Origin of the sequence: Nocardia nepalensis (genome assembly GCF_048910785.1) — a bacterium.
Taxonomy (GTDB): Bacteria; Actinomycetota; Actinomycetes; order Mycobacteriales; family Mycobacteriaceae; genus Nocardia; species Nocardia nepalensis.
On the sequence record NZ_JBKBET010000040.1, the window covers coordinates 222,892 to 241,846 of the forward strand.

General features: G+C 65.6%; 19 protein-coding genes and 1 riboswitch. Of the genes, 9 read left to right on the forward strand and 10 right to left on the reverse strand.

Annotated features, from left to right (window positions below):
- Positions 1-64: 64 nt before the first annotated feature.
- The 5 genes from ACHQ4I_RS38425 to ACHQ4I_RS38445 form a co-directional block, all read right to left on the reverse strand.
- Positions 65-943, reverse strand: coding sequence for a MaoC/PaaZ C-terminal domain-containing protein (locus ACHQ4I_RS38425; RefSeq protein WP_420776838.1), 879 nt, complete (start codon positions 941-943; stop codon positions 65-67).
- Positions 944-966: 23 nt separating this feature from the next.
- On the reverse strand, positions 967-1,410 hold the full coding sequence (locus ACHQ4I_RS38430) for a type II toxin-antitoxin system Rv0910 family toxin (RefSeq protein WP_420776839.1): 444 nt from the start codon (positions 1,408-1,410) through the stop codon (positions 967-969).
- Between the two features lie 64 nt (positions 1,411-1,474).
- On the reverse strand, positions 1,475-2,680 hold the full coding sequence (locus tag ACHQ4I_RS38435; protein WP_420776840.1) for a lipid-transfer protein: 1,206 nt from the start codon (positions 2,678-2,680) through the stop codon (positions 1,475-1,477).
- A 392-nt stretch (positions 2,681-3,072) separates the two neighbouring features.
- Positions 3,073-3,732 (reverse strand): TetR/AcrR family transcriptional regulator, encoded by a 660-nt coding sequence (locus ACHQ4I_RS38440; RefSeq protein WP_420776841.1) that lies wholly within the window; start codon positions 3,730-3,732, stop codon positions 3,073-3,075.
- A gap of 49 nt (positions 3,733-3,781) precedes the next feature.
- A complete protein-coding gene (locus ACHQ4I_RS38445) occupies positions 3,782-4,339 on the reverse strand; it encodes a TIGR03086 family metal-binding protein (RefSeq protein ID WP_420776842.1) in 558 nt (185 codons plus the stop codon).
- A 183-nt stretch (positions 4,340-4,522) separates the two neighbouring features.
- On the opposite strand from ACHQ4I_RS38445, the gene ACHQ4I_RS38450 reads away from it, so the two are divergent.
- From ACHQ4I_RS38450 to ACHQ4I_RS38470, 5 genes are all read left to right on the forward strand, one after another.
- On the forward strand, positions 4,523-5,107 hold the full coding sequence (locus tag ACHQ4I_RS38450) for a TetR/AcrR family transcriptional regulator (RefSeq protein ID WP_420776843.1): 585 nt from the start codon (positions 4,523-4,525) through the stop codon (positions 5,105-5,107).
- A 97-nt stretch (positions 5,108-5,204) separates the two neighbouring features.
- Positions 5,205-6,335 (forward strand): epoxide hydrolase family protein, encoded by a 1,131-nt coding sequence (locus ACHQ4I_RS38455; RefSeq protein ID WP_420776844.1) that lies wholly within the window; start codon positions 5,205-5,207, stop codon positions 6,333-6,335.
- Positions 6,336-6,338: 3 nt separating this feature from the next.
- Complete coding sequence (locus ACHQ4I_RS38460; RefSeq protein WP_420776845.1) at positions 6,339-6,914, forward strand: cupin domain-containing protein; 576 nt, start codon at positions 6,339-6,341, stop codon at positions 6,912-6,914.
- Between the two features lie 50 nt (positions 6,915-6,964).
- Positions 6,965-7,861 (forward strand): LysR family transcriptional regulator, encoded by an 897-nt coding sequence (locus ACHQ4I_RS38465; protein ID WP_420776846.1) that lies wholly within the window; start codon positions 6,965-6,967, stop codon positions 7,859-7,861.
- 86 nt (positions 7,862-7,947) lie between these two features.
- Positions 7,948-8,358, forward strand: a complete 411-nt coding sequence (locus ACHQ4I_RS38470; protein WP_420776847.1) for a nitroreductase family deazaflavin-dependent oxidoreductase — start codon at positions 7,948-7,950, stop codon at positions 8,356-8,358.
- 31 nt (positions 8,359-8,389) lie between these two features.
- Here ACHQ4I_RS38470 and ACHQ4I_RS38475 read toward each other — a convergent pair whose 3' ends face one another.
- From ACHQ4I_RS38475 to ACHQ4I_RS38485, 3 genes are all read right to left on the reverse strand, one after another.
- The gene (locus ACHQ4I_RS38475) at positions 8,390-9,532 is read right to left on the reverse strand and encodes an MFS transporter (RefSeq protein ID WP_420777080.1); all 1,143 of its coding nucleotides are present in this window, start codon (positions 9,530-9,532) and stop codon (positions 8,390-8,392) included.
- A 388-nt stretch (positions 9,533-9,920) separates the two neighbouring features.
- The gene (locus tag ACHQ4I_RS38480; protein WP_420776848.1) at positions 9,921-11,138 is read right to left on the reverse strand and encodes an NADP-dependent isocitrate dehydrogenase; all 1,218 of its coding nucleotides are present in this window, start codon (positions 11,136-11,138) and stop codon (positions 9,921-9,923) included.
- Between the two features lie 340 nt (positions 11,139-11,478).
- Complete coding sequence (locus ACHQ4I_RS38485) at positions 11,479-12,972, reverse strand: MFS transporter (protein WP_420776849.1); 1,494 nt, start codon at positions 12,970-12,972, stop codon at positions 11,479-11,481.
- A 134-nt stretch (positions 12,973-13,106) separates the two neighbouring features.
- Between ACHQ4I_RS38485 and ACHQ4I_RS38490 the strand changes: the two genes are divergently transcribed.
- From ACHQ4I_RS38490 to metX, 3 genes are all read left to right on the forward strand, one after another.
- On the forward strand, positions 13,107-13,871 hold the full coding sequence (locus ACHQ4I_RS38490; RefSeq protein ID WP_420776850.1) for a TetR family transcriptional regulator: 765 nt from the start codon (positions 13,107-13,109) through the stop codon (positions 13,869-13,871).
- A gap of 43 nt (positions 13,872-13,914) precedes the next feature.
- A riboswitch (SAM riboswitch) is annotated at positions 13,915-14,025 on the forward strand.
- Positions 14,026-14,107: 82 nt separating this feature from the next.
- The gene (locus tag ACHQ4I_RS38495; RefSeq protein WP_420776851.1) at positions 14,108-15,436 is read left to right on the forward strand and encodes a bifunctional o-acetylhomoserine/o-acetylserine sulfhydrylase; all 1,329 of its coding nucleotides are present in this window, start codon (positions 14,108-14,110) and stop codon (positions 15,434-15,436) included.
- On the forward strand, positions 15,433-16,584 hold the full coding sequence (gene metX, locus ACHQ4I_RS38500) for a homoserine O-acetyltransferase MetX (protein ID WP_420776852.1): 1,152 nt from the start codon (positions 15,433-15,435) through the stop codon (positions 16,582-16,584). The genes ACHQ4I_RS38495 and metX overlap by 4 nt, the downstream gene beginning before the upstream one ends.
- A 104-nt stretch (positions 16,585-16,688) precedes the next feature.
- Here the strand turns inward: metX and ACHQ4I_RS38505 are convergent, their stop codons facing one another.
- The gene (locus tag ACHQ4I_RS38505) at positions 16,689-17,408 is read right to left on the reverse strand and encodes a TetR/AcrR family transcriptional regulator (RefSeq protein ID WP_420776853.1); all 720 of its coding nucleotides are present in this window, start codon (positions 17,406-17,408) and stop codon (positions 16,689-16,691) included.
- 147 nt (positions 17,409-17,555) lie between these two features.
- Here ACHQ4I_RS38505 and ACHQ4I_RS38510 point away from each other — a divergent pair, with 147 nt between their 5' ends.
- Positions 17,556-18,503 (forward strand): oxygenase MpaB family protein, encoded by a 948-nt coding sequence (locus ACHQ4I_RS38510; protein WP_420776854.1) that lies wholly within the window; start codon positions 17,556-17,558, stop codon positions 18,501-18,503.
- Between the two features lie 20 nt (positions 18,504-18,523).
- Here ACHQ4I_RS38510 and ACHQ4I_RS38515 read toward each other — a convergent pair whose 3' ends face one another.
- Entirely contained in the window at positions 18,524-18,901 is a 378-nt protein-coding gene (locus ACHQ4I_RS38515; protein WP_420776855.1) for a winged helix-turn-helix transcriptional regulator, read from the reverse strand.
- Between the last annotated feature and the right edge of the window lie 54 nt (positions 18,902-18,955).

Sequence of the window (18,955 nt, forward strand, 5' to 3'; positions counted from 1 at the left end):
TCCCATCCTCTGCCCCGGTATCCCGTGGCGATATGAATGTCGCGGCTCTCGCCGAGACAAGTGGCTAATCGGCGATTTCCGCGAGGCCGTCGCTCAGGACGACGTCCTCGCCACGGACCGTTTCGAAGGCGTAGGTGGTGACGCCGTCGGCCGAATCGACCTTCCAGATCCGGGTCTCCAGGTCATCGCCGGGGAAGACCATCTTGGCGAATCGAACGGCAAATCGCTTCAGCCGGTTGACATCCGAACCGGCTACTTCGGTGAGTACTGCCCACGACGCGAAGGCCATGGTGCACAGGCCGTGGGCGATGATGCCGGGCAGACCCGCATCCTTGGCGACCTGATCGTCCAGATGCAGCGGCACCGGGTCACCGGAAGCGGGCGAGTAGCGGTAAGTCTGATCGAGATCGACATGCTGCGGCACGACTGCGACCGGATCCTGCGCCCGCAGGTTCTCGTCGAACTTGTGTGCCGGGGCTGCCAGCCCCTCCGACTTGCCCGCGTCGATATTGCGGAAGAAGGCGGTCAGATACTGCTCGTTGACCAAATCCCCATCCTCGGTGCGGCATTCGATGAGGATGGTGATGGTGGTGCCATTGGAGCGACTGGTGTACCCGACGGCCTTGGCCCGCGAGACCAGCTTGTCCCCTGGCTGGATCGCGCGGTGGAAATGGAAGTCCTGCTCCCCGTGCACGACCCGCCCGAAGATATCCATCGGCACCACGTCGATCACCGGCATCATCATGGCCTCGAAGACCGGGACGATGCCGAAGATCGGCGATGCGACCTCGCCCGTCAGATGGGCCTCGATCGGGTCATTGGTGGCCGCCGCGTACTCGGCGAGCCGGTCCCTGGTGACCTCGAAACGCTCTTCATCACACCAGATTTCCAGACCGGCGTCGTCGAACTCCACCAAGCGGGCCGCGGTGGTCTCCGCTGTCATCGCACTCTCCTTCGATGGCGGTATCAGGCCGCCGCGACGGCGAGCGTGTCGAGCTGCTCCAGCGACTTGTCGAGCTGTTTGAGGCCGTCTTTCTCGACCGCCTTGCCCAACGCGCCCTTGATCAGCGCGCCCTCGAAGTCACCGGACACCGATACGGTGGAGCCGCCGCCGTCATTGGGCTGGATATCGAAGGTGAATTCGGTCTTCACACCGGCCATTCCGGTGCCGCCGAGGGTCAGCTTGTTCGGCTGTTCGACGGCCACGACCGACCACTCCAGCTTGTTGGCCATGCCGAGCATCACGATCTTCGCGACCAGCTTCGCGCCGGGGGTCAGCACGGCGGGCGGCTCCTCGATGAAGCGCTCGTGGATGGTGAACCATTTGTCCCAGGTCTGCGGGTCGGAGACAACGGCCCACAGGGCCTCGGGAGTGGCGTTGACGTCCTTGGTGGCTTCGATGTGGCCCATGGTTTGACTCCTCGTCGAGTGTTGTTGTGGCAGTTGGAATGTCAGCGCTGGATCGGATCGACGCTCAGCGATCGGCACGCTGGTATGCGGTCACCACGGCAGCGCCGCCGAGCCCGATGTTGTGCTGCAATGCGGCGGTAACGTTGTCGACCTGCCGCTTGTCCGCGGTGCCGCGCAGCTGCCAGGTGAGTTCGGAGCACTGCGCCAAACCCGTCGCACCCAACGGATGTCCCTTGGAGATCAACCCGCCGGAGGGGTTCACGACCCACTTGCCGCCGTAGGTGGTCTGGTTGTCGTCGATGAGCTTTCCGGCCTCACCCGCACCGCAGAGCCCGAGGGCCTCGTAGAGCAGCAGTTCATTGGCGGAGAAGCAGTCGTGCAGCTCGATGACCTGGAAGTCCTGCGCACCCAACCCGGCCTGCTCGTAAACCTTCCGCGCGGCTCGGACATTCATGTCGTAGCCGATGAGATTCTTTGCGGTGTTGTCGAAGGTGGAGGCGAAGTCGGTGGTCATCGCCTGGCCGACGATCTCCACCGCCTGCCCGGCGAGATCGTGCGAGTTCACGAAATCCTCGCTGGCCAGGATGACCGCGCCGGAGCCGTCGGAGGTCGGCGAGCACTGCAGCTTGGTGAGCGGGTCGTAGATCATCCGCGAGGCCAGGATGTCATCGAGCGAATACGCGTCCTGGAACTGCGAATACGGGTTGTTCACCGAATGCTTGTGGTTCTTGTAGCCGATCTTCGCGAAATGCTCTGCGGTGGTGCCGTATTGCTTCATGTGCTCGCGACCGGCCGCGCCGAACATCCACGGCGCCACCGGGAACAGCACCTCGGAGATCTCGGCCAGCGCCATGATGTGCTTGGCCATCGGCTGCTCGCGGTCGTCCCAGGTGGAGCCCAGCGAACCCGGTTGCATCTTCTCGAAGCCGAGCGCCAGCGTGCAATCGGCCAGACCGCCCCGAATCGCCTGTGCCGCAAGGAAAAGTGCGGTGGAACCGGTCGAGCAGTTGTTATTGACGTTGACCACCGGAATACCGGTCATCCCGAGTTCGTAGACCGCGCGCTGGCCGGAGGTGGATTCGCCGTAGACGTACCCGACGTAGGCCTGCTCGACTTCGCGATAGTCGATGCCGGCGTCGGCGAGCGCCTTGGTGCCCGATTCCCGCGCCATATCCGGGTAGTCCCAATCGCTGCCGTCTTCGTTCTTGCGGCGGCCCGGCTTCTCGAACTTCGTCATGCCGACGCCGACGACGTAGACCTTGTTCGCCATCGAACTCCTCACGTAGTACCTGATCCGGGGCGACCACCCGCCGGAATCGGCAGCTCACGGTGGTCGATCCAGCCGGATCGAACAGAAACAAACATACAGATCTGTATGTAACACCGCAAGGGTGTCGCCCGTGCGAAGGCGCGAAAAGCCAGAATTCCCAGCTCAGACCAATCGGTACGGACATACCGCCAGAAGCGAACTTTGCGCCATCAGCCAAGGGCAATCGGGCACTACACGACAAGACGGCCAGCCATGACCGGTGTCGGTCGCGATTACACAGATCCGCCAATGCCTACTCGCCGGACGGGACCGGCCGATAGATACGGGTGCACCCGCCACATAAGCACAGAAACAGAAATGGCTGTCGGGCCGAAAAGCCCTGCAGCCGTCGCCTATTCGACGACAGACCGCTCCGCCAGCGGTCGCCCGGCCAGCGCCGCGGCCGCGATCTCGCGCAGATGCACCGAGGCTCGCCGCCAACGCCGGTGCGCCCGTTCGGAATCCGGATCGATGAAGTTCGACACCAGAATTCCGCGCAGCGCGTCCATCGCGGTGTAGACGAAATCACGAGCTTCCTTGCGCCGCATCTCATCCGGTACGAATCGGGCAACCGCCATCAGCACCGCATTGTTGACGAACGGCTCGACCTTCTCCATCGCCGAGGCCAGCACCGGATCGGTACGACCCGCCACCCATAGTTCGACGGTGGCGATGAACAGCGGCCCCTGATGCAACTCCCACAGAAAGTCCAGCGCCGCCCCGACCGGATCGTCGCCACCCTGCACCTTGGACATCTCCCGCATCGCGGTCTCCGCGCGCAACTGCGCCAAATGACTGATCGCGGCCACCACCAGATCGGCCTTGGACCCGAAGTGGTGCACCTGCGCACCGCGGGTGACCCCGGCCCGCTCGGCGACCCGCGGCGTCGTCGTCCCCGCATATCCGTATTCGACCAGGCAGTCTATGGTCGCGTCGAGCAACCGGGTGCGCATCTCGCTACTGCGCTGCTCCTGGGTGCGGCGCTGCTGCTTGGACGCTTCGGACCTGGTCATTCCGGCGATTCTACACTTACATACAGATCTGTATGTTGATACGCCCCCGTCAGAGTTTCCGGCCGACGTAGGCGGCCAACCGGCGGTGCGCAGGAGCGTCGGCAGGCGCCTCGACCTCTGGGCCGAACATACCCGGCCCGCGAAAGTTTTCCATACCGACCTCGCGCATGATCGCCAGCATCTCCTCGCACAACTGCTCGTCGAGCAATTGCTCCTGTCCGGTGGCCACCGCCAAATCGACGCCGTGCACGAGAACTTCGGTCAGGTGGATCACCGCCGCCATCGGCCCGGGCACCTCGCCGAAGCCGAGGCGGACCGTCCGCTCGAGCGCGTCGGGGCGATGCCAGGCCGCGCGGTCGAGCACGGCCGCTTCGGCATAGGCGGCCTGCGGATCGGTTCCGAGCCAGTCGTCGTGATGGTCACGCACGGGAGTCAACCCTTCGAGTTGCGCGGCGAAGATATTCATCCCACCCACTACGTGATTGAGCAGTTCGCGAAGGTCCCACTCCGGGCAGGGCGTCGGCACGCCCATGGCGTCCGCGGCAATGCCTTTGACGACCGCACCGGTCATGTCGATGGCCCGGTCGATGCGATTGATCACGGTCATGTCGTACTCCCGAAAAAGTTGTCGGACAGCGGCCCGGTCGACCAGTCCTAACGGAAAGTCAGTCGCCGGGGAAGAAGATCGGGTTCCTCGCCAGCCCTTAACGCAGTCAATGGCGGCGTTAATAGGGACATTAGCGGGCGTCTGCACACAAACGCAAGTGCCAACTGCGTTAACATGGCCCGCATGGACGAATCCCCGCGCGCCCGCCGCCTTGGAGGTCGCAGCGCCCGAGTGCGTGCGGCGGTGCATCAGGCGGTCACCGAGCTGATCGCCGAGCGCGGCTACGGCAACTTCACCGTCGCCGACGTCGCAGCACGCGCCGGCGTGGCCGACACCAGCATCTACCGGCGCTGGGGCAATCTCGAGGCGCTGGCCATGGAGGTGACCGTCGACCGACTCACCACCGAGTCATCGATGCCCGATACCGGTTCCCTCGCGCGCGATCTGCACGCCTATGCCGCGCAGGCCGCCCGAGATGTGAACGGCCCCAACGGACTTGCACTGCTGCGCACGATCCTGGCCCTCATCGATACGGGCGCGGACGGCGAACGCACCCGCGACCGGTTCCTCGCCATACGAGTCGAGCAGATCCAGCACATGCTCGACCGGGCCACCGCCCGCGGCGAAAACGCCCCCGACGTCCTCCAGGTCGTCGACATCATCCTGGCGCCCATGTACACCCGCACCCTGTTCGGCATCGGGCCGCTGACCGACGAGTACGTCGACATTCTCGTCGACCGCCTGCTGAGCATCAGCGCCGTTCGATAAGTAGTAGTGATCGGATCGGCTCGAAAACGGCGTTGTTCCCGCATTGCCGCAAGCACCACGCTGAAACGGCATGTCGGCACGACCCGTTGGAGCTGAATTGTCCGAGATCGAACCCTTCCGCATCGATATACCGCAGGCCGACCTGGACGACCTCGCCTTCCGCCTGACGCACACCCGGCTCGTCTCGGAACTGCCCGCCATGGCAATCGCGGGCCGGGTGGACGTCGGCCCATCGGTACGGCCCGACTTGGAATACGGAGTCCCGCTTTCCTATGTCGGTCCGCTGCTCGAATACTGGCGCGACACCTTCGATTGGCGTGCACAAGAGCGGCGGCTCAACTCCTTTGCGCAGTTCACCACCGAAATCGACGGGCAGAAGATCCATTTCGTGCACGTCAGGTCGCCGGAGCCGGATGCCATGCCGCTACTGCTCGCCCATGGGTGGCCCAGCTCGTTCACCGAATTCCTCGGCCTGGTCGGCGAATTGACCGATCCGCGCGCTCATGGCGGTGATCCGGCGGATGCCTTCCACGTGGTGATCCCGTCCTACCCCGGCGTCGCGTTCTCCGGGCCGACGCGTGCGGCGAGCTGGCATCCGGTACGGATCGCTGCGACGTTCAACGAGCTGATGATCCGACTCGGCTATGACCGCTACGGCGTGCACGGCAATGACAGCGGCGCCACCATCGCGCCCGAAATGGGCAGGCTCGCACCGGAAAAGGTGGTCGGCGTGCACGTCGATCAGATCTTCTCCTTCCCGAAGGGCGAGCCGGGCGAGCTGGACGGACTCAGCGACCAAGAGCTGATGCTCATCCAATTCGGCCGGAAGTTCCTGGAGCACTCCAGCCACGAGCGGGCCCTGCCACAGCCCCTCGGGCACGCCCGCTTCGATTCGCCGATCGGCCAACTCGCCCGCAGCGGGCAGTTGCTCACCGATTCCATGACACGGGAAGAGATCTTGACCAATGTCTCGATCTATTGGTTCACCAACACCTGCGCGCCCGTTGGCCGCTGCTACGTCCACAATGATCATCCGACCCCGACTACCGTGCCGATCGGGCTCGCCTCCTTCGGCCACGACTTCAAACCGCCGCGCAAGTTCGCCGAACGCGATCACAGCAATATCGTGCAGTGGCACGAATATACCCGCGGCGGACACTGGGCCGCCCACGAAGCGCCGGACCTGCTGCTCGCGGATATGCGCGATTTCTTCCGGAAAGTCATCTGAGAGATGGGCATTCGACGTGTGGTCACCGGCCATGACACGAATGGAAAGGCCGTCGTGGTCAGCGATGCGGAGATCGCGCCGAGCGGGCACGGTCCGGACACGATCTGGGCAGCCGATACACCACCCACATTCCCCGACGCGGGGGCTCCGCCCGAATTCGAGGGTCCGCTGATCCCTCTCCCCGGGGGCGTCCATGTCATGCGACTGGTCTTCCCGCCGCGCTTCGATCCGGACGACTGGGCCGCCCCCACGGATCCGGTCCAGGCCGCGGCGGCCGCCATGGCACAGATGACGGCCTCGGTGTCCGTCGTCGATGATCCGAACCCGCCCGGAACCTACGGTGCGGCAGCGGGTTTCACCGGGTTCCACGCGACCGCGTCGGTGGACTGCCTGATGCAGCTCACGGGCGAGTCGGTGTGCCTGCTGGAGGACACCGAGATTCGCCTGGCGCCCGGGGACTGGCTCGTCCTCAACGGTGTCGTGCACGCCTGGCGCAACGACAGCGATCAGGAGGCGGTGCTGATCGGCGTGATCGCCGGTGCGAAGCACAGCGGCGCGCCGCTGCGGGAGCACCGATGACGCCGTAATGTTCGGGGAGCACGTCTGAAGGACCGAGCGGGAGGATCTCGTTGGAGCTCAGAGACATCGAGATCTTCCTGATGCTGGCCGAGGAACTGCATTTCGGCAGGACCGCGCAACGGTTGCACCTGTCCCAGGCGCGGGTCAGTCAATCCATCAAGAGTCAGGAACGCCGTATCGGCGGTCGTCTGATCGACCGGTCCAATCCCCGTAACGTCCAGCTCACCCCGCTCGGCCGCCAACTCCTCGTCGAGTTGCTCCCGAATTATCGGGGCGTGGTCCGGGCGATCGAGAATGCCCGGCGGGCGGCGCAGGGCGTCTCCGGCGTGCTGCGCGTCGCCATGATCGGCTACAACCCTTACGACTATCAGCCGTTCTGGGACGCCTTCCGCAAGCGACATCCGGCCTGGGAACTGCAGATCCGCAGCAGCGAGTTCAGCGACCAGTTCGGCCCGCTCAGTCGCGACGAAGCCGACATCGTCATCGCCTGGGTGCCCGTCGAAGAACCCGGCCTGACGGTCGGGCCGATCATCTCCGCGGAGCCGATGGTGGCGATGATGCCCGACCGCCACGAGCTCGCGGGCGAGAAATGGGTGTCGCTGGAGGTCTTCGGCGACCGCGGCGTGCTGGAACCGGCGGCACCACTGCCCGACTACTGGGAGGACGCCGTCAGCCCCTTCCACACCCCCTCGGGCCGTCCCATCCACCGAGTCGCGCCGATCTCGACACTCGAGGACATCCTGACCACCGCCAGCACCAGCGACGTCTTCACCAGCTGCATGAGCCACATCGCCCGGTACTACAACCGGCCCGGCATCAGCTACGTGCCCATCACCGATTCGCACATGGTTCGATGGGCGCCGGTCTGGCGCAGCGACTCCGAAACCGAGCAGATCCGCGCATTCGCTCGCGTCGTGCGCGAACTGGGCTGCCTGGAGCAGATCTGATCCATCGCCGATCGGCGAAAGTGATCGCAAATGGTGCGAAACCGACGACGATTGTGTCCACCGACAGCACCGAACAAGGAGCGCAGATGACCGACTGGAATGCGAACATCATCGCGGAGTTCCGGGCGAACAATGGCAAGGTCGGCGGCCCGTTCGAGGGCAAGGACCTGCTGCTGCTCACCACGACCGGCGCGAAGACCGGGCTGCCACGCACGAATCCGGCCGCCTATATCCGTGACGGCGACCGGCTGGTGATCATCGCGTCCAAGGCCGGCGCACCCGACAACCCGGATTGGTATCACAATCTGCTGGCCAATCCGAAGGTCACGCTGGAGATCGGCACCGAAACCATCGAGGCAACCGCCACCCCGATCACCGGGGGCCCGGAGCGCGATCGGCTCTATGCGGCGATGGTGGAGGTCATGCCCGGCTTCGCCGAATACGAGACCAAGACCGATCGGGTGATTCCCGTCGTCGCATTGGCGCCGAGCGTCTGACCAGTGTGGGCCGCGGGACGACCCAGCGAAACTAGTTCGCTCGCGAACGTCGCGCGGTCCAAATCGTGAGCGTGAACAGCAGGACGCCGAGCACGGCCAGGCCCGCTCCGACGGTCGCCGGGGCGGTATATCCGAGTCCCGCCGCGATGACGAGACCGCCCAGCCACGCGCCCGCGGCGTTGGCGATATTGAGGGCGGCGTGGTTGAGCGCCGCGGCGAGTGTCTGCGCGTCGGCGGCGACATCCATCAGCCGGGTCTGCAGGGCGGGCGCGAGCGTCGCGCCCGACGCGCCGATGAGGAAGGCGCCGACGGCCGCGGTATATGGATTGTGCGCGGCGGCAACGAATCCCGCGAGGATGACCACCATGGCGATCATCGAGAGGTAGATCGCCCGATCGACGCCGCGGTCGGCGAGAATGCCGCCGACGATATTGCCCGCGACCATGCCGAGGCCGAAGAGCATGAGCACGAACGGAACCAGGCCGAGCCGCATGCCCGCCACATCGGTCAGCGTGGTGGTGATGTAGGTGTAGACGGCGAACATGCCGCCGAAGCCGATCGCGCCGACCAGCAGGGTCAGCAGCACTTGCGGGCGACGCAGTGCGCCGAGTTCGGTCATCGGATTGGTGATCCGGATGCCGTGCAGTTCCGGGACGAACCGGATCAGGGCCGCGACGGTGGCGACACCGATCGCCGCGACCACTATGAAGGCGTCGCGCCAGCCGAGATGCTGGCCCAGCCAAGTCGTACTGGGAACGCCGACAACATTGGCGGCGCTCAACCCCAGCATAACCGCGGCAACCGCCTTCGCGCGCTGCCCGACCGGTGCCAGTGTGGCGGCGGCCAGCGAGGCGACACCGAAGTACGCGCCGTGCGGCAGGCCCGAAATGAACCGCGCGATGACCAGGGTTTCGAACGAGGGCGCGATGACGGTCGCCGCGTTTCCGATGGTGAACGCCACCATCAGGGCGACGAGCAGACGTTTGCGCGGCACCCGCGCGGCCAGTGCGGCGATCACCGGAGCGCCGACCACCACGCCGAGCGCATAGGCCGATACCGCATGCCCTGCCGACGGCTCGGACACATCCATGGCGCTCGCGATATTCGGCAGCAAACCCATGGTGACGAATTCCGTTGTGCCGATCCCGAATCCACCGAGGGCCAGCGCCAGCATCGCCGGAATATGCCAGTCCGTCCGCTCGGCCTCGGCGAGTACTCGGGTCTGTGCGGCAACGGATCTGGTCACGTATTCATGTAACCGCCCGGCGACTGCCTCCGCTTCCCGGGTAAACGTGAGTTCCCACACGTCAGAATCGAGAAGTCATACCAACCACTGCCATACCGCGCATACCGGGCAGCCCAATGGGCACCACCCCGCGACTCCGGCCCCCTCGGTCAGGATCCGAACGGCTTGGGGTGCCCGCAAGCGAGTGCGGATCCCGAGAAAGGAGCGCACGGCCCGGGAAACAGTGCGGGCACCCGTACCACCGGTGTGGTGCGGGTGCCCGTATGTCGCGCCCGGCGCTGGCTCTTGCCCAGCGCCGGGTATTCAATTCAACCTGTCAGCGCAGGGCGCGGGCCAGGTTGGCGTCGAGCGCACCGAGGAATTCCTCGGTGGTCAGGTAGCCCTGGTCGCTGCCGACGAGCAGCGCCAGGTCCTTGGTCATCTGGCCGCCCTCGACGGTCTTGATGACGACGTCCTCGAGGGTCTGCGCGAAGCCGATCACCTCGGGGGTGTTGTCCAGCTTGCCGCGGTGCTCGAGGCCGCGGGTCCAGGCGAAGATCGATGCGATCGGGTTGGTCGAGGTCGGCTTGCCCTGCTGGTGCTGGCGGTAGTGCCGGGTGACGGTGCCGTGCGCGGCCTCGGCCTCACAGGTCTTGCCGTCCGGGGTCAGCAGCACCGAGGTCATCAGGCCGAGCGAGCCGAAGCCCTGGGCCACGGTGTCGGACTGCACGTCGCCGTCGTAGTTCTTGCAGGCCCAGACGTAGCCGCCCTCCCACTTCATGGAGGAGGCGACCATATCGTCGATGAGGCGGTGCTCGTAGGTGAGTCCGGCCGCGTCGAACTGGGTCTTGAACTCGGCGTCGAACACCTCCTGGAAGGTGTCCTTGAACATGCCGTCGTAGGCCTTGAGGATGGTGTTCTTGGTCGACATGTAGACCGGGTAGTTCTGCTGCAGCCCGTAGTTGAACGTGGCCCGCGCGAAGTCCTCGATGGACTTCTGGAAGTTGTACATACCCATCACGACGCCGCCGTCCTCGGGCATCTTCACGACCTCGTGCACGATCGGCTCGCTGCCGTCGTCCGGGGTGAAGGTGAGGGTGACGGTGCCGCCCTGGAACACCTTGAAGTCGGTGGCGCGGTACTGATCGCCGAACGCGTGACGGCCGATGATGATGGGCTTGGTCCAGCCGGGGACCAGTCGCGGCACATTCGAGATGATGATCGGCGCGCGGAAGATGGTGCCGCCCAGAATGTTGCGGATGGTGCCGTTGGGCGAGCGCCACATCTTCTTCAGGCCGAATTCCTCGACCCTGGCCTCATCCGGGGTGATCGTGGCGCATTTGACGCCGACACCGTGTTCCTTGATGGCGTTCGCGGCATCGATCGTGACCTGGTCGTCGGTCTTGTCCCGATATTCGATGCCGAGGTCGTAGTACTCGAGGTTCACGTCGAGATACGGGTGGATCAGCTTGTCCTTGATGAACTGCCAGATGATCCGGGTCATCTCGTCGCCGTCGAGTTCGACGACTGTGCCTTCAACCTTGATCTTGGACATGGATCTTCGTGTCCTCCTAGGATGGTGCCCTCATTGCACGGCCAGGCGAACACGCTTGTGAGCGGACCCCAGCTGTTCCAACAGACAACGTATATGTCCCGCGTTGTCCGCGAGACGTGTGGTGCAAACAAGACAAGCGTACTGCTGCCATTGACCTCACCGCGCGGGCAGCCCCCCATGTGAAGACGCCCGAAATTGTTACCGACAAGTAGGTCGGACGTGGTCCGCGCCACTGTCGGCGCCATCGGATCATCAGCGCTTCGAGCCGCTGAACACGCCCAGAAACAGCGATGTCCGGGTACCGCATCGGATTGCGATACCCGGACAAGCTATTTCGCTATCAGACCGCGACCGGAATCCGCGCGCCCTCCTCGGATCCCTCGATCAGATTCTCCGGCTTGTCCCGGATCATCAGCGCGATCACCGGAACCGCGGCGAGGAAGAATCCGGCACCGACATAGAACGCCACGTCGTAGCTGTGAATCGAGGCGCGGGCCATGAGATTGTCGATGGTGGCGTGCGCCTCGGCGTAGGACTTGGCCGTCTGCACCGAGATGGTGGTCAGCAACGCGGTGCCGACCGCGCCGCCGACCTGCTGCGCCGCATTGAGCAGCGCACTTGCCACACCCGAATCCGCCTCCTCGACCTGGTGCAGTGCGACGGTCTGCATGCCGACGAACAGCGGACCCATGCCGAGCGCGATGAGCAACTGTGCGGGCAGCACGCTGGCCGCGTAGCTGTCACCGAAGCTCAGCTGCGCCAGCCACAGCAGACCGAGGACGCCGAGCACGGCACCCGCCACCATCAGCGGACGCGGGCCGAGCTTCGGCAGCAGCGCGCTGGTGACACCGGCCGAGATCGCGATACCCGCCGGGAACGGCAGGAAGGCGAAGCCCGCCTTAAGGGACGAGTAGCCGAGGGTGATCTGGAAGTAGTAGCTCAGGAACAAGAACATCGCGAACATCGCGATCGGGATCAGCAGGGCGGCCAGGAATGCGCCACCGCGGTTGATCTCACCCGGAATATGCAGCGGCAGTAGCGGATTCGACGAGCGACGCTCGATGGCGACGAAGGCGATCAGCAATGCGACACCGACGACGAGCAGCGCGAGGGTGCTCCCGGCCAGCCAGCCGTCCTCGGCGGCGCGACTGAAGCCGTACACGATGGCGATCAGGCCGAGCGTGACCGTGACCGCGCCGGGCACGTCATAGCCGCCGGTGCGCGGGACCGGTATGTCCTTCACCACAAACGCCAGCGCACCGAGCAGGGCGATCAGGGCGATCGGCGTGTTCACCAGCAGGCACCAGCGCCAGGAGGCGTACTCGGTGAGCGCACCGCCCGCGATCAGGCCGAGTGCGGCGCCACCGGCGGAGATACCCGCGAAGACACCGAACGCGGTCGCGCGCTCCTTTGCCTCGGTAAAGGTCACCGAAAGTAGCGAAAGTGCCGCGGGCGCAAGCAAAGCCGCGAACGCACCCTGCAAGGCCCGACCGGCGAACAGCTCCGCGCCGTTCTGCCCGAGACCGGCCACCGCGGATGCACCGGCGAATCCGACCAGACCGACGATGAACACCCGGCGCCGTCCGAGGTAGTCCGCGAGCCGTCCGCCGAGCAGCAGCAGGCCGCCGAAAATCAGCGTGTAGGCGGTGAGCATCCATTGCCGATTGCCATCGCTGATGTCGAGATCACGTTGTGCGAACGGCAGTGAGATGGTCACGATCGTCGCATCGAGAACCACCATGAGCTGGGCCAAAGCGATCACACCCAGGGCCCACCAGCGCGCCGAACTGCGCTGTCTTTCCGGAACGTCAACCGCTATCGCAGTGTCGGTCATCTTGCTCTCCTCGCCATCCGAAGTCGTGCAGTCATCCTGTCATCGGCGGACATTTGTCGTCAAGAGAAAAATGTCTGATTGCGACATTTGACCGTTAAAGACACGATCGGTCCCAATTGCGATAGCATGAGGGCATGCTCGAGTCATCGACGCCGATCGGCGCGGGCGCAGCAGCCGACGACGCCGCACGCGCCTCAGTGAATCCAGGGCCCAGCGCGGTGAATGCAGGGCCCAGCGCGCCCGCGAGCGTCGGGCTGCGCGAACGCAAGAAGCAGCAGACTCGGCTGCGCATCATCGAGGTGGCGCTGGACCTGTGCGACGCACAGGGATTCGACGCGACGACGGTCGAGCAGATCGCGAACGGCGCGGACGTATCACCGCGCACCATCAACCGGTACTTCGACAGCAAAGAGGACATCGTCCTCGGGCCGGTCAAGGATTTCGGCCTCGCCATCGCCGAATGCCTGCGCGGACTTCCGGTCACCGGCAATGAACTGCAATCGCTGCGTGAGGCGTTCCTGCAGGTCGTCGACAGGGCCGCGGTCAGCGTCGACGGACCGATCTCATTCCGGCGCTTTCAGCAGATGCAGCGGATCCTGCGCAGCAGTCCGACGGTCAGCGCGCAGAGCATGGAACTCGCCGACGACAAGAACGCCGCCATCGCCGACGCGATCGCCGAACGACTCGGCACCCAGCCCGACGCGCTGCCGGTGCGACTGGTCGTCGGCGCGTGGCAGCTGATCGGTCACCTCAGCATGGAATGTACGAACTCGATCTTCGACGACGCGGACACCTCGGCCGCCGCTGCCGACGCCCGCAATGCGTTCACCACATCATTCGACGAGTTCATGCGCGTGTGCACCGGGCGCATCGACACCGTTGCGGCGGAAAACGGCTAACGGATTTCAGCCGTCGACCGCCCGCCGGTTACCATGTCGGTCAGGTCATGAGTGCCAGCGCGAAGCCCCGGCTTGCTGGACGGCAACCCTCCAGCAGCGGTGGGGTGCTCCGGGTGATGACCGGGCTCTCGAAAGCCGAGAGCAAGCGCGCACCTCAGGAGGTTCCCCCCATGTGTTGTTGTCCGTCACCCGCAATCCCATAAACCTGCTGGCGAACAACCCTTTTGGAGCAAGACATGAGTGACCCCATCGCGTCCGCGGCCGATCCGGCGCAGTGGTCCTTCGAGACCAAGCAGATCCACGCCGGGCAGACGCCCGACGAGATCACCGGCGCACGTGCACTCCCGATCTACCAGACCACCTCCTACGCCTTCCGTGACACCGATCACGCGGCCGCGCTGTTCGGGCTGGCCGAGCCGGGCAATATCTACACCCGGATCACCAACCCGACCCAGGACGTGGTCGAACAGCGCATCGCCGCCCTGGAGGGCGGTGTGGCCGCGCTGTTGCTGGCCTCCGGCCAGGCCGCGGAGACCTACGCGATACTCAATCTCGCCGCCGCTGGCGATCACATCGTCTCCAGCCCGCACCTCTACGGCGGCACCTACAACCTCTTCCACTACTCGCTGCCCAAGCTCGGCATCGAGGTGTCCTTCGTCGAGGATCCCGACGACCTCGAGCAGTGGCGCGCGGCGATCCGGCCGAATACCAAGGCCTTCTACGGCGAGACCATCGCCAACCCGAGCAGCGCGATCTTCGATATCCGCGGCATTTCCGCGATCGCACACGAGGCGGGCCTGCCGCTGATCGTGGACAACACGGTCGCGACCCCGTATCTGATCCAGCCGCTGGCCCATGGCGCCGACATCGTTGTGCATTCGGCGACCAAGTACCTGGGCGGGCACGGTTCGGCGATCGCCGGGGTGATCGTCGACGGCGGCACCTTCGACTGGACCGTGCGCGACGCGCAGGGCGAATCCCGGTTCCCCGGCTTCACCACCCCGGACCCGAGCTACCACGGCGCGGTCTTCGCCGATCTCGGCGCTCCGGCCTATGCACTCAAGGCGCGGGTGCAACTGCTGCGCGACCTGGGTGCGGCGGTGTCGCCGTTCAACGCGTTCCTGATCAGTCAGGGCATCGAGACGCTGAGCCTGCGGCTCGAGCGCCACGTCGCCAACGCGCAGGCGGTGGCCGAGTTCCTGAGCACGCACCCGGCGGTGGAATCGGTGTCCTACGCGGGGCTGCCGTCCTCGCCGTGGCACGAACGCGCCGCCGAGCTGGCGCCGAAGGGCGCGGGCGCGATCGTCGCGTTCGAACTGCGCGGCGGTGTTGATGCGGGCAAGAAGTTCGTGGACGCGTTAGCCCTGCACAGCCATGTCGCTAACATCGGGGATGTGCGTTCTCTTGTGATTCACCCGGCGTCGACGACGCACTCGCAGTTGACGCCCGAGGAGCAGCTCGCCTCCGGCGTCACTCCGGGGCTGGTCCGGCTCGCGGTGGGCATCGAGGGGATCGATGACATTCTGGCCGATCTGCGAGCCGGTTTCGCGGCGGCGGCGCCGTGACTGTGAGTGCCGAACCGAGTACCGCCCGTCCGGCGGTGGCCCTGCCACCGCCGGACGGGCGGCTCGGCATCATCGCCATCGGAGACGTACAGCTGGAGAACGGCGCGGTCATTCCGGACGTGCATCTGGCCGTGCAGCGCTGGGGTGAGCTCTCCCCCGCGCTGGACAATGTGGTGCTCGTCGAGCACGCGCTGACCGGCGACTCGCACGTCGTCGGGGTGCCCGACGATATCCACCCGCTGCCCGGCTGGTGGGACGGCATGGTCGGTCCCGGTGCTCCGGTGGATACCGACGAATGGTGCGTCATCGCCACGAACGTGCTCGGCGGCTGCAAGGGCAGCACCGGGCCGTCGACGCTGGCGCCGGACGGAAAGCCTTGGGGCGCACGGTTTCCCGAGATCTCCATCCGGGATCAGGTCACCGCCGAAGCGGCGCTGTTCGATCTGCTCGGCATCGAGCGCCTGGCCGCCGTCGTCGGCGGTTCGATGGGCGGCATGCGAGTGCTGGAGTGGATGGTCGGCGCGCCGGACCGAGTCGGATCCGCGCTGGTGCTGGCCGTCGGCGCACGCGCCACGGCCGACCAGATCGGCACGCAGACAACCCAAATCGCCGCCATCAAGGCCGATCCGGATTGGCAGGGCGGCGATTACCACGACACCGACCGCGCCCCCACGACCGGTATGGGCATCGCCCGCCGCATCGCGCACCTGACCTACCGGACCGAGGGCGAACTCGACCACCGCTTCGAGAACAACGCGCAGGGCGATGAGGATCCATGGAACGGCGGCCGCTACGCGGTGCAGAGCTACCTGGACCACCAGGCCGAAAAGCTCTGTAGCCGTTTCGATCCCGCCACCTATGTGCTGCTCACCGAGGCGATGAACCGCCACGACATCGGCCGCGGGCGCGGCGGAGTCACCGCTGCGCTGGCCGCCACCCCGGTGCCCTGTGTGGTCGGCGGTGTCGATTCGGATCGCCTGTACCCGTTGCGAACTCAGCAGGAACTCGCCGACGGCCTGCCCGGCTGCGAGGGTCTGGAAATCGTGGTCTCGCGCGACGGACACGACGGCTTTCTCACCGAAGCAGCAGCAGTCTCGAAGCTGCTGATCGAAACCATGCGCTTGGCCCGCCTCAGCCGAACCAGCTGAAAGTTCACCATTGGCACGGGGACACGGATCCAGTCGATCAGGCGAAAGTTGTGGCTGGGTTGGGCCTACCGCCACCGGGATCCGCAGCGCTAGGCCGCGTCAGTTCAGCCGAAGCTGCCCGCGCTCGGCTTGCCGGCTCGCAGTGCGCCAGGGTCGGGTGCGCCGATCAGCAATTGGACGATGGAGTGGACGAAGCTCTCCAGCCGCTCGCGGGGATATTCGTCGGGTGCGCTGACCGCGAGCCTGCCGAGCATTTCGGCGACGCTCAGCAGCGAGTTGGTGAGCAGTCCGGAATCCATTCCCGCCCAGCGTGAATCCACCGCTATGCCCATGCGGACCAGGGATTCGGCCTGATCGAAGACGCCGGTGCGGGAATCGGCAAGTGCCGCACGGTATTCGTCGGGGGCGCTGCCGGGTGTGGCGAGGATCAGCCGCCAGCGCGTCGGATTCTCCAGTGCGACACCGACAAACGCTTCGACCGTCGCCGAGGCCGCGACCACCGGATCGGCGCCGAGCAGATCGGTCGGCAGGGTGGCGGCCACCTGTTCGATACCGCGTTCCCGCTCGCGTTCCAGCAGTGCCGCGACGAGTTCCGCACGAGTCTTGAAAACGGTGTACAGCACCGGTTTTCCGACGCCCGCCTGCTGCGCGACCGCCTCCATGCTCAGTTCGTGCAGTTCCATTCGGCTCAGCACCGCGAAGGCGGCGTCGAGCAGTTGGGCGCGGCGTTGCTCGGGAGGCAGGCGTGGGGCGTATCGCCGTCGCGGCCGATCGGGCGCGGTGCGGGATTTCGTCACTGTCGTGCCACCTCCATTCGCGTCCATCTTCTCAGCATCGGCCCCCGGCGGTATCAGACCCCGGGGCCTCATCCGAATACAAATGCTACGGGACCGTTGTATTGTTCACCGACAATTGCTACGGTTGCGTTGTATTCGCCGCTCAGGGAGGGCGAGCGGGCAAAGGAGCAGCAGATGACCTTCGATCCGACCACTCTTCGCCGGGACGACTACGGGTTCTTCGGCCCGGATTCGCCCAGTTGGAAGATCTGGACCGCACCGACCGCCGTAATCGGCTTCCAGCGCGCGGTGGTCCTCGAGCATTTCGATCCGTTCCTGACCGCGGCCGTCGCCGACTCGCAGGGCATCTACACCGATCCGCGCAGCCGCCTCGACCACACCTTCGCCTACTTCCTGCTCGTCGCGATCGCCGACGGCCGCACCGCCATCCAGGCGTCGGAACACCTGATGCAGGTGCACGCGCCGATGACCGGCATCGAACCGATCAGCGGCCAGCGCTACAGCGCGAACAGCCCCGAAACCCAGTTGTGGATCCACATCACCGGCTGGCATTCGGTGCTGAAGGCGTACGAGGTGTTCGGTCCGGGCCCGCTCGCCCCCGAGGAAGAGGCGCGCTACTGGCAGGAGTGCGCGATCGCCGCCGAACTGCAGACCTGCAAGCCGGAGGATGTGCCGCGCTCCCGCGAGCAGGTGCGCGCTTATTTCGCGCAGGTCCGCCCGCGCCTGTGCACCTCCGAGCGCGCCGAGGAGGGCATGCATCACCTGCTGTGGACCTCACCGCGCAATGGCGCCGGGATCAGCTACGCCCTCGGATCCCGGTTGCTGTCGCTGGCTTCGGTTGCCACGCTGCCGAAATGGATGCGCAAGCTCGGTCGCTTCGATCGGCCGGGAATCGTGGATCTGCTGGTGCGTCCTTCCGCCAAGATCATCGTGTGGGGTGCGCAGGCGTTCAATTCGTTCGGGCTGATCGCCGCCGCGCCGTTCATCGCGCCGATGGCGGGGCAGATTTTGGAGCAGCATCTGAAGGATGAGCCGCCGACGCGACTCGAGACGGTGACGCCCAGTGCGGCGCGGCAGCTCTACGGCGGACGCGGGCGGCGCGCGGTCATCGAGGCAAGCTAGCGCTGCCACGTCGGCAGCAGTCATCCCGCGGCCAGGCGGCGAGCTTCCTCGATGCGGTTGATATTGACCTCGATCCAGTCGCGCAGGGCGGCGATGGGGGTGCGCAGGCTGTGGCCGAGGTCGGTCAGGTTGTAGTCGACGCGCGGCGGAACGGTGGGATGCACTGTGCGCGTGACGAATCCGTCGGTTTCGAGTTGCCGCAGCGTTTGGGTGAGCATTTTCTGCGAGATGCCTTCGATGCGGCGGTATAGATCGGTGTAGCGCATGGTGCCGTCGGCGAGCGCGTCGACGATCAGCACGGTCCATTTGCCCGCGACATGGTCGAGCACCTGTCGGGTGGGGCATTTCGCCGAGTAGACATCGGCAGGCAGCCCGCTGGCCTCGATCACCGTACGCACCTTTCGGAGTGTAGCGCACTATTAAGTGCTGTCTTCCCAAAAGTTCGCCACTCT

What these genes read in the sequence shown, in the direction of transcription:
- ACHQ4I_RS38425 (WP_420776838.1), bottom strand. Translation starts at nt 943, where the DNA reads ATGACAGCGGAGACCACCGCGGCCCGCTTGGTGGAGTTCGACGACGCC.
- ACHQ4I_RS38435 (WP_420776840.1), bottom strand. Translation starts at nt 2,680, where the DNA reads ATGGCGAACAAGGTCTACGTCGTCGGCGTCGGCATGACGAAGTTCGAG.
- ACHQ4I_RS38460 (WP_420776845.1), top strand. Translation starts at nt 6,339, where the DNA reads ATGGGCATTCGACGTGTGGTCACCGGCCATGACACGAATGGAAAGGCC.
- ACHQ4I_RS38440 (WP_420776841.1), bottom strand. Translation starts at nt 3,732, where the DNA reads ATGACCAGGTCCGAAGCGTCCAAGCAGCAGCGCCGCACCCAGGAGCAG.
- ACHQ4I_RS38505 (WP_420776853.1), bottom strand. Translation starts at nt 17,408, where the DNA reads ATGGACGCGAATGGAGGTGGCACGACAGTGACGAAATCCCGCACCGCG.
- ACHQ4I_RS38510 (WP_420776854.1), top strand. Translation starts at nt 17,556, where the DNA reads ATGACCTTCGATCCGACCACTCTTCGCCGGGACGACTACGGGTTCTTC.
- ACHQ4I_RS38485 (WP_420776849.1), bottom strand. Translation starts at nt 12,972, where the DNA reads ATGACCGACACTGCGATAGCGGTTGACGTTCCGGAAAGACAGCGCAGT.
- ACHQ4I_RS38445 (WP_420776842.1), bottom strand. Translation starts at nt 4,339, where the DNA reads ATGACCGTGATCAATCGCATCGACCGGGCCATCGACATGACCGGTGCG.
- ACHQ4I_RS38430 (WP_420776839.1), bottom strand. Translation starts at nt 1,410, where the DNA reads ATGGGCCACATCGAAGCCACCAAGGACGTCAACGCCACTCCCGAGGCC.
- ACHQ4I_RS38470 (WP_420776847.1), top strand. Translation starts at nt 7,948, where the DNA reads ATGACCGACTGGAATGCGAACATCATCGCGGAGTTCCGGGCGAACAAT.
- ACHQ4I_RS38475 (WP_420777080.1), bottom strand. Translation starts at nt 9,532, where the DNA reads ATGCTGGCGCTGGCCCTCGGTGGATTCGGGATCGGCACAACGGAATTC.
- ACHQ4I_RS38450 (WP_420776843.1), top strand. Translation starts at nt 4,523, where the DNA reads ATGGACGAATCCCCGCGCGCCCGCCGCCTTGGAGGTCGCAGCGCCCGA.
- ACHQ4I_RS38490 (WP_420776850.1), top strand. Translation starts at nt 13,107, where the DNA reads ATGCTCGAGTCATCGACGCCGATCGGCGCGGGCGCAGCAGCCGACGAC.
- ACHQ4I_RS38480 (WP_420776848.1), bottom strand. Translation starts at nt 11,138, where the DNA reads ATGTCCAAGATCAAGGTTGAAGGCACAGTCGTCGAACTCGACGGCGAC.
- ACHQ4I_RS38495 (WP_420776851.1), top strand. Translation starts at nt 14,108, where the DNA reads ATGAGTGACCCCATCGCGTCCGCGGCCGATCCGGCGCAGTGGTCCTTC.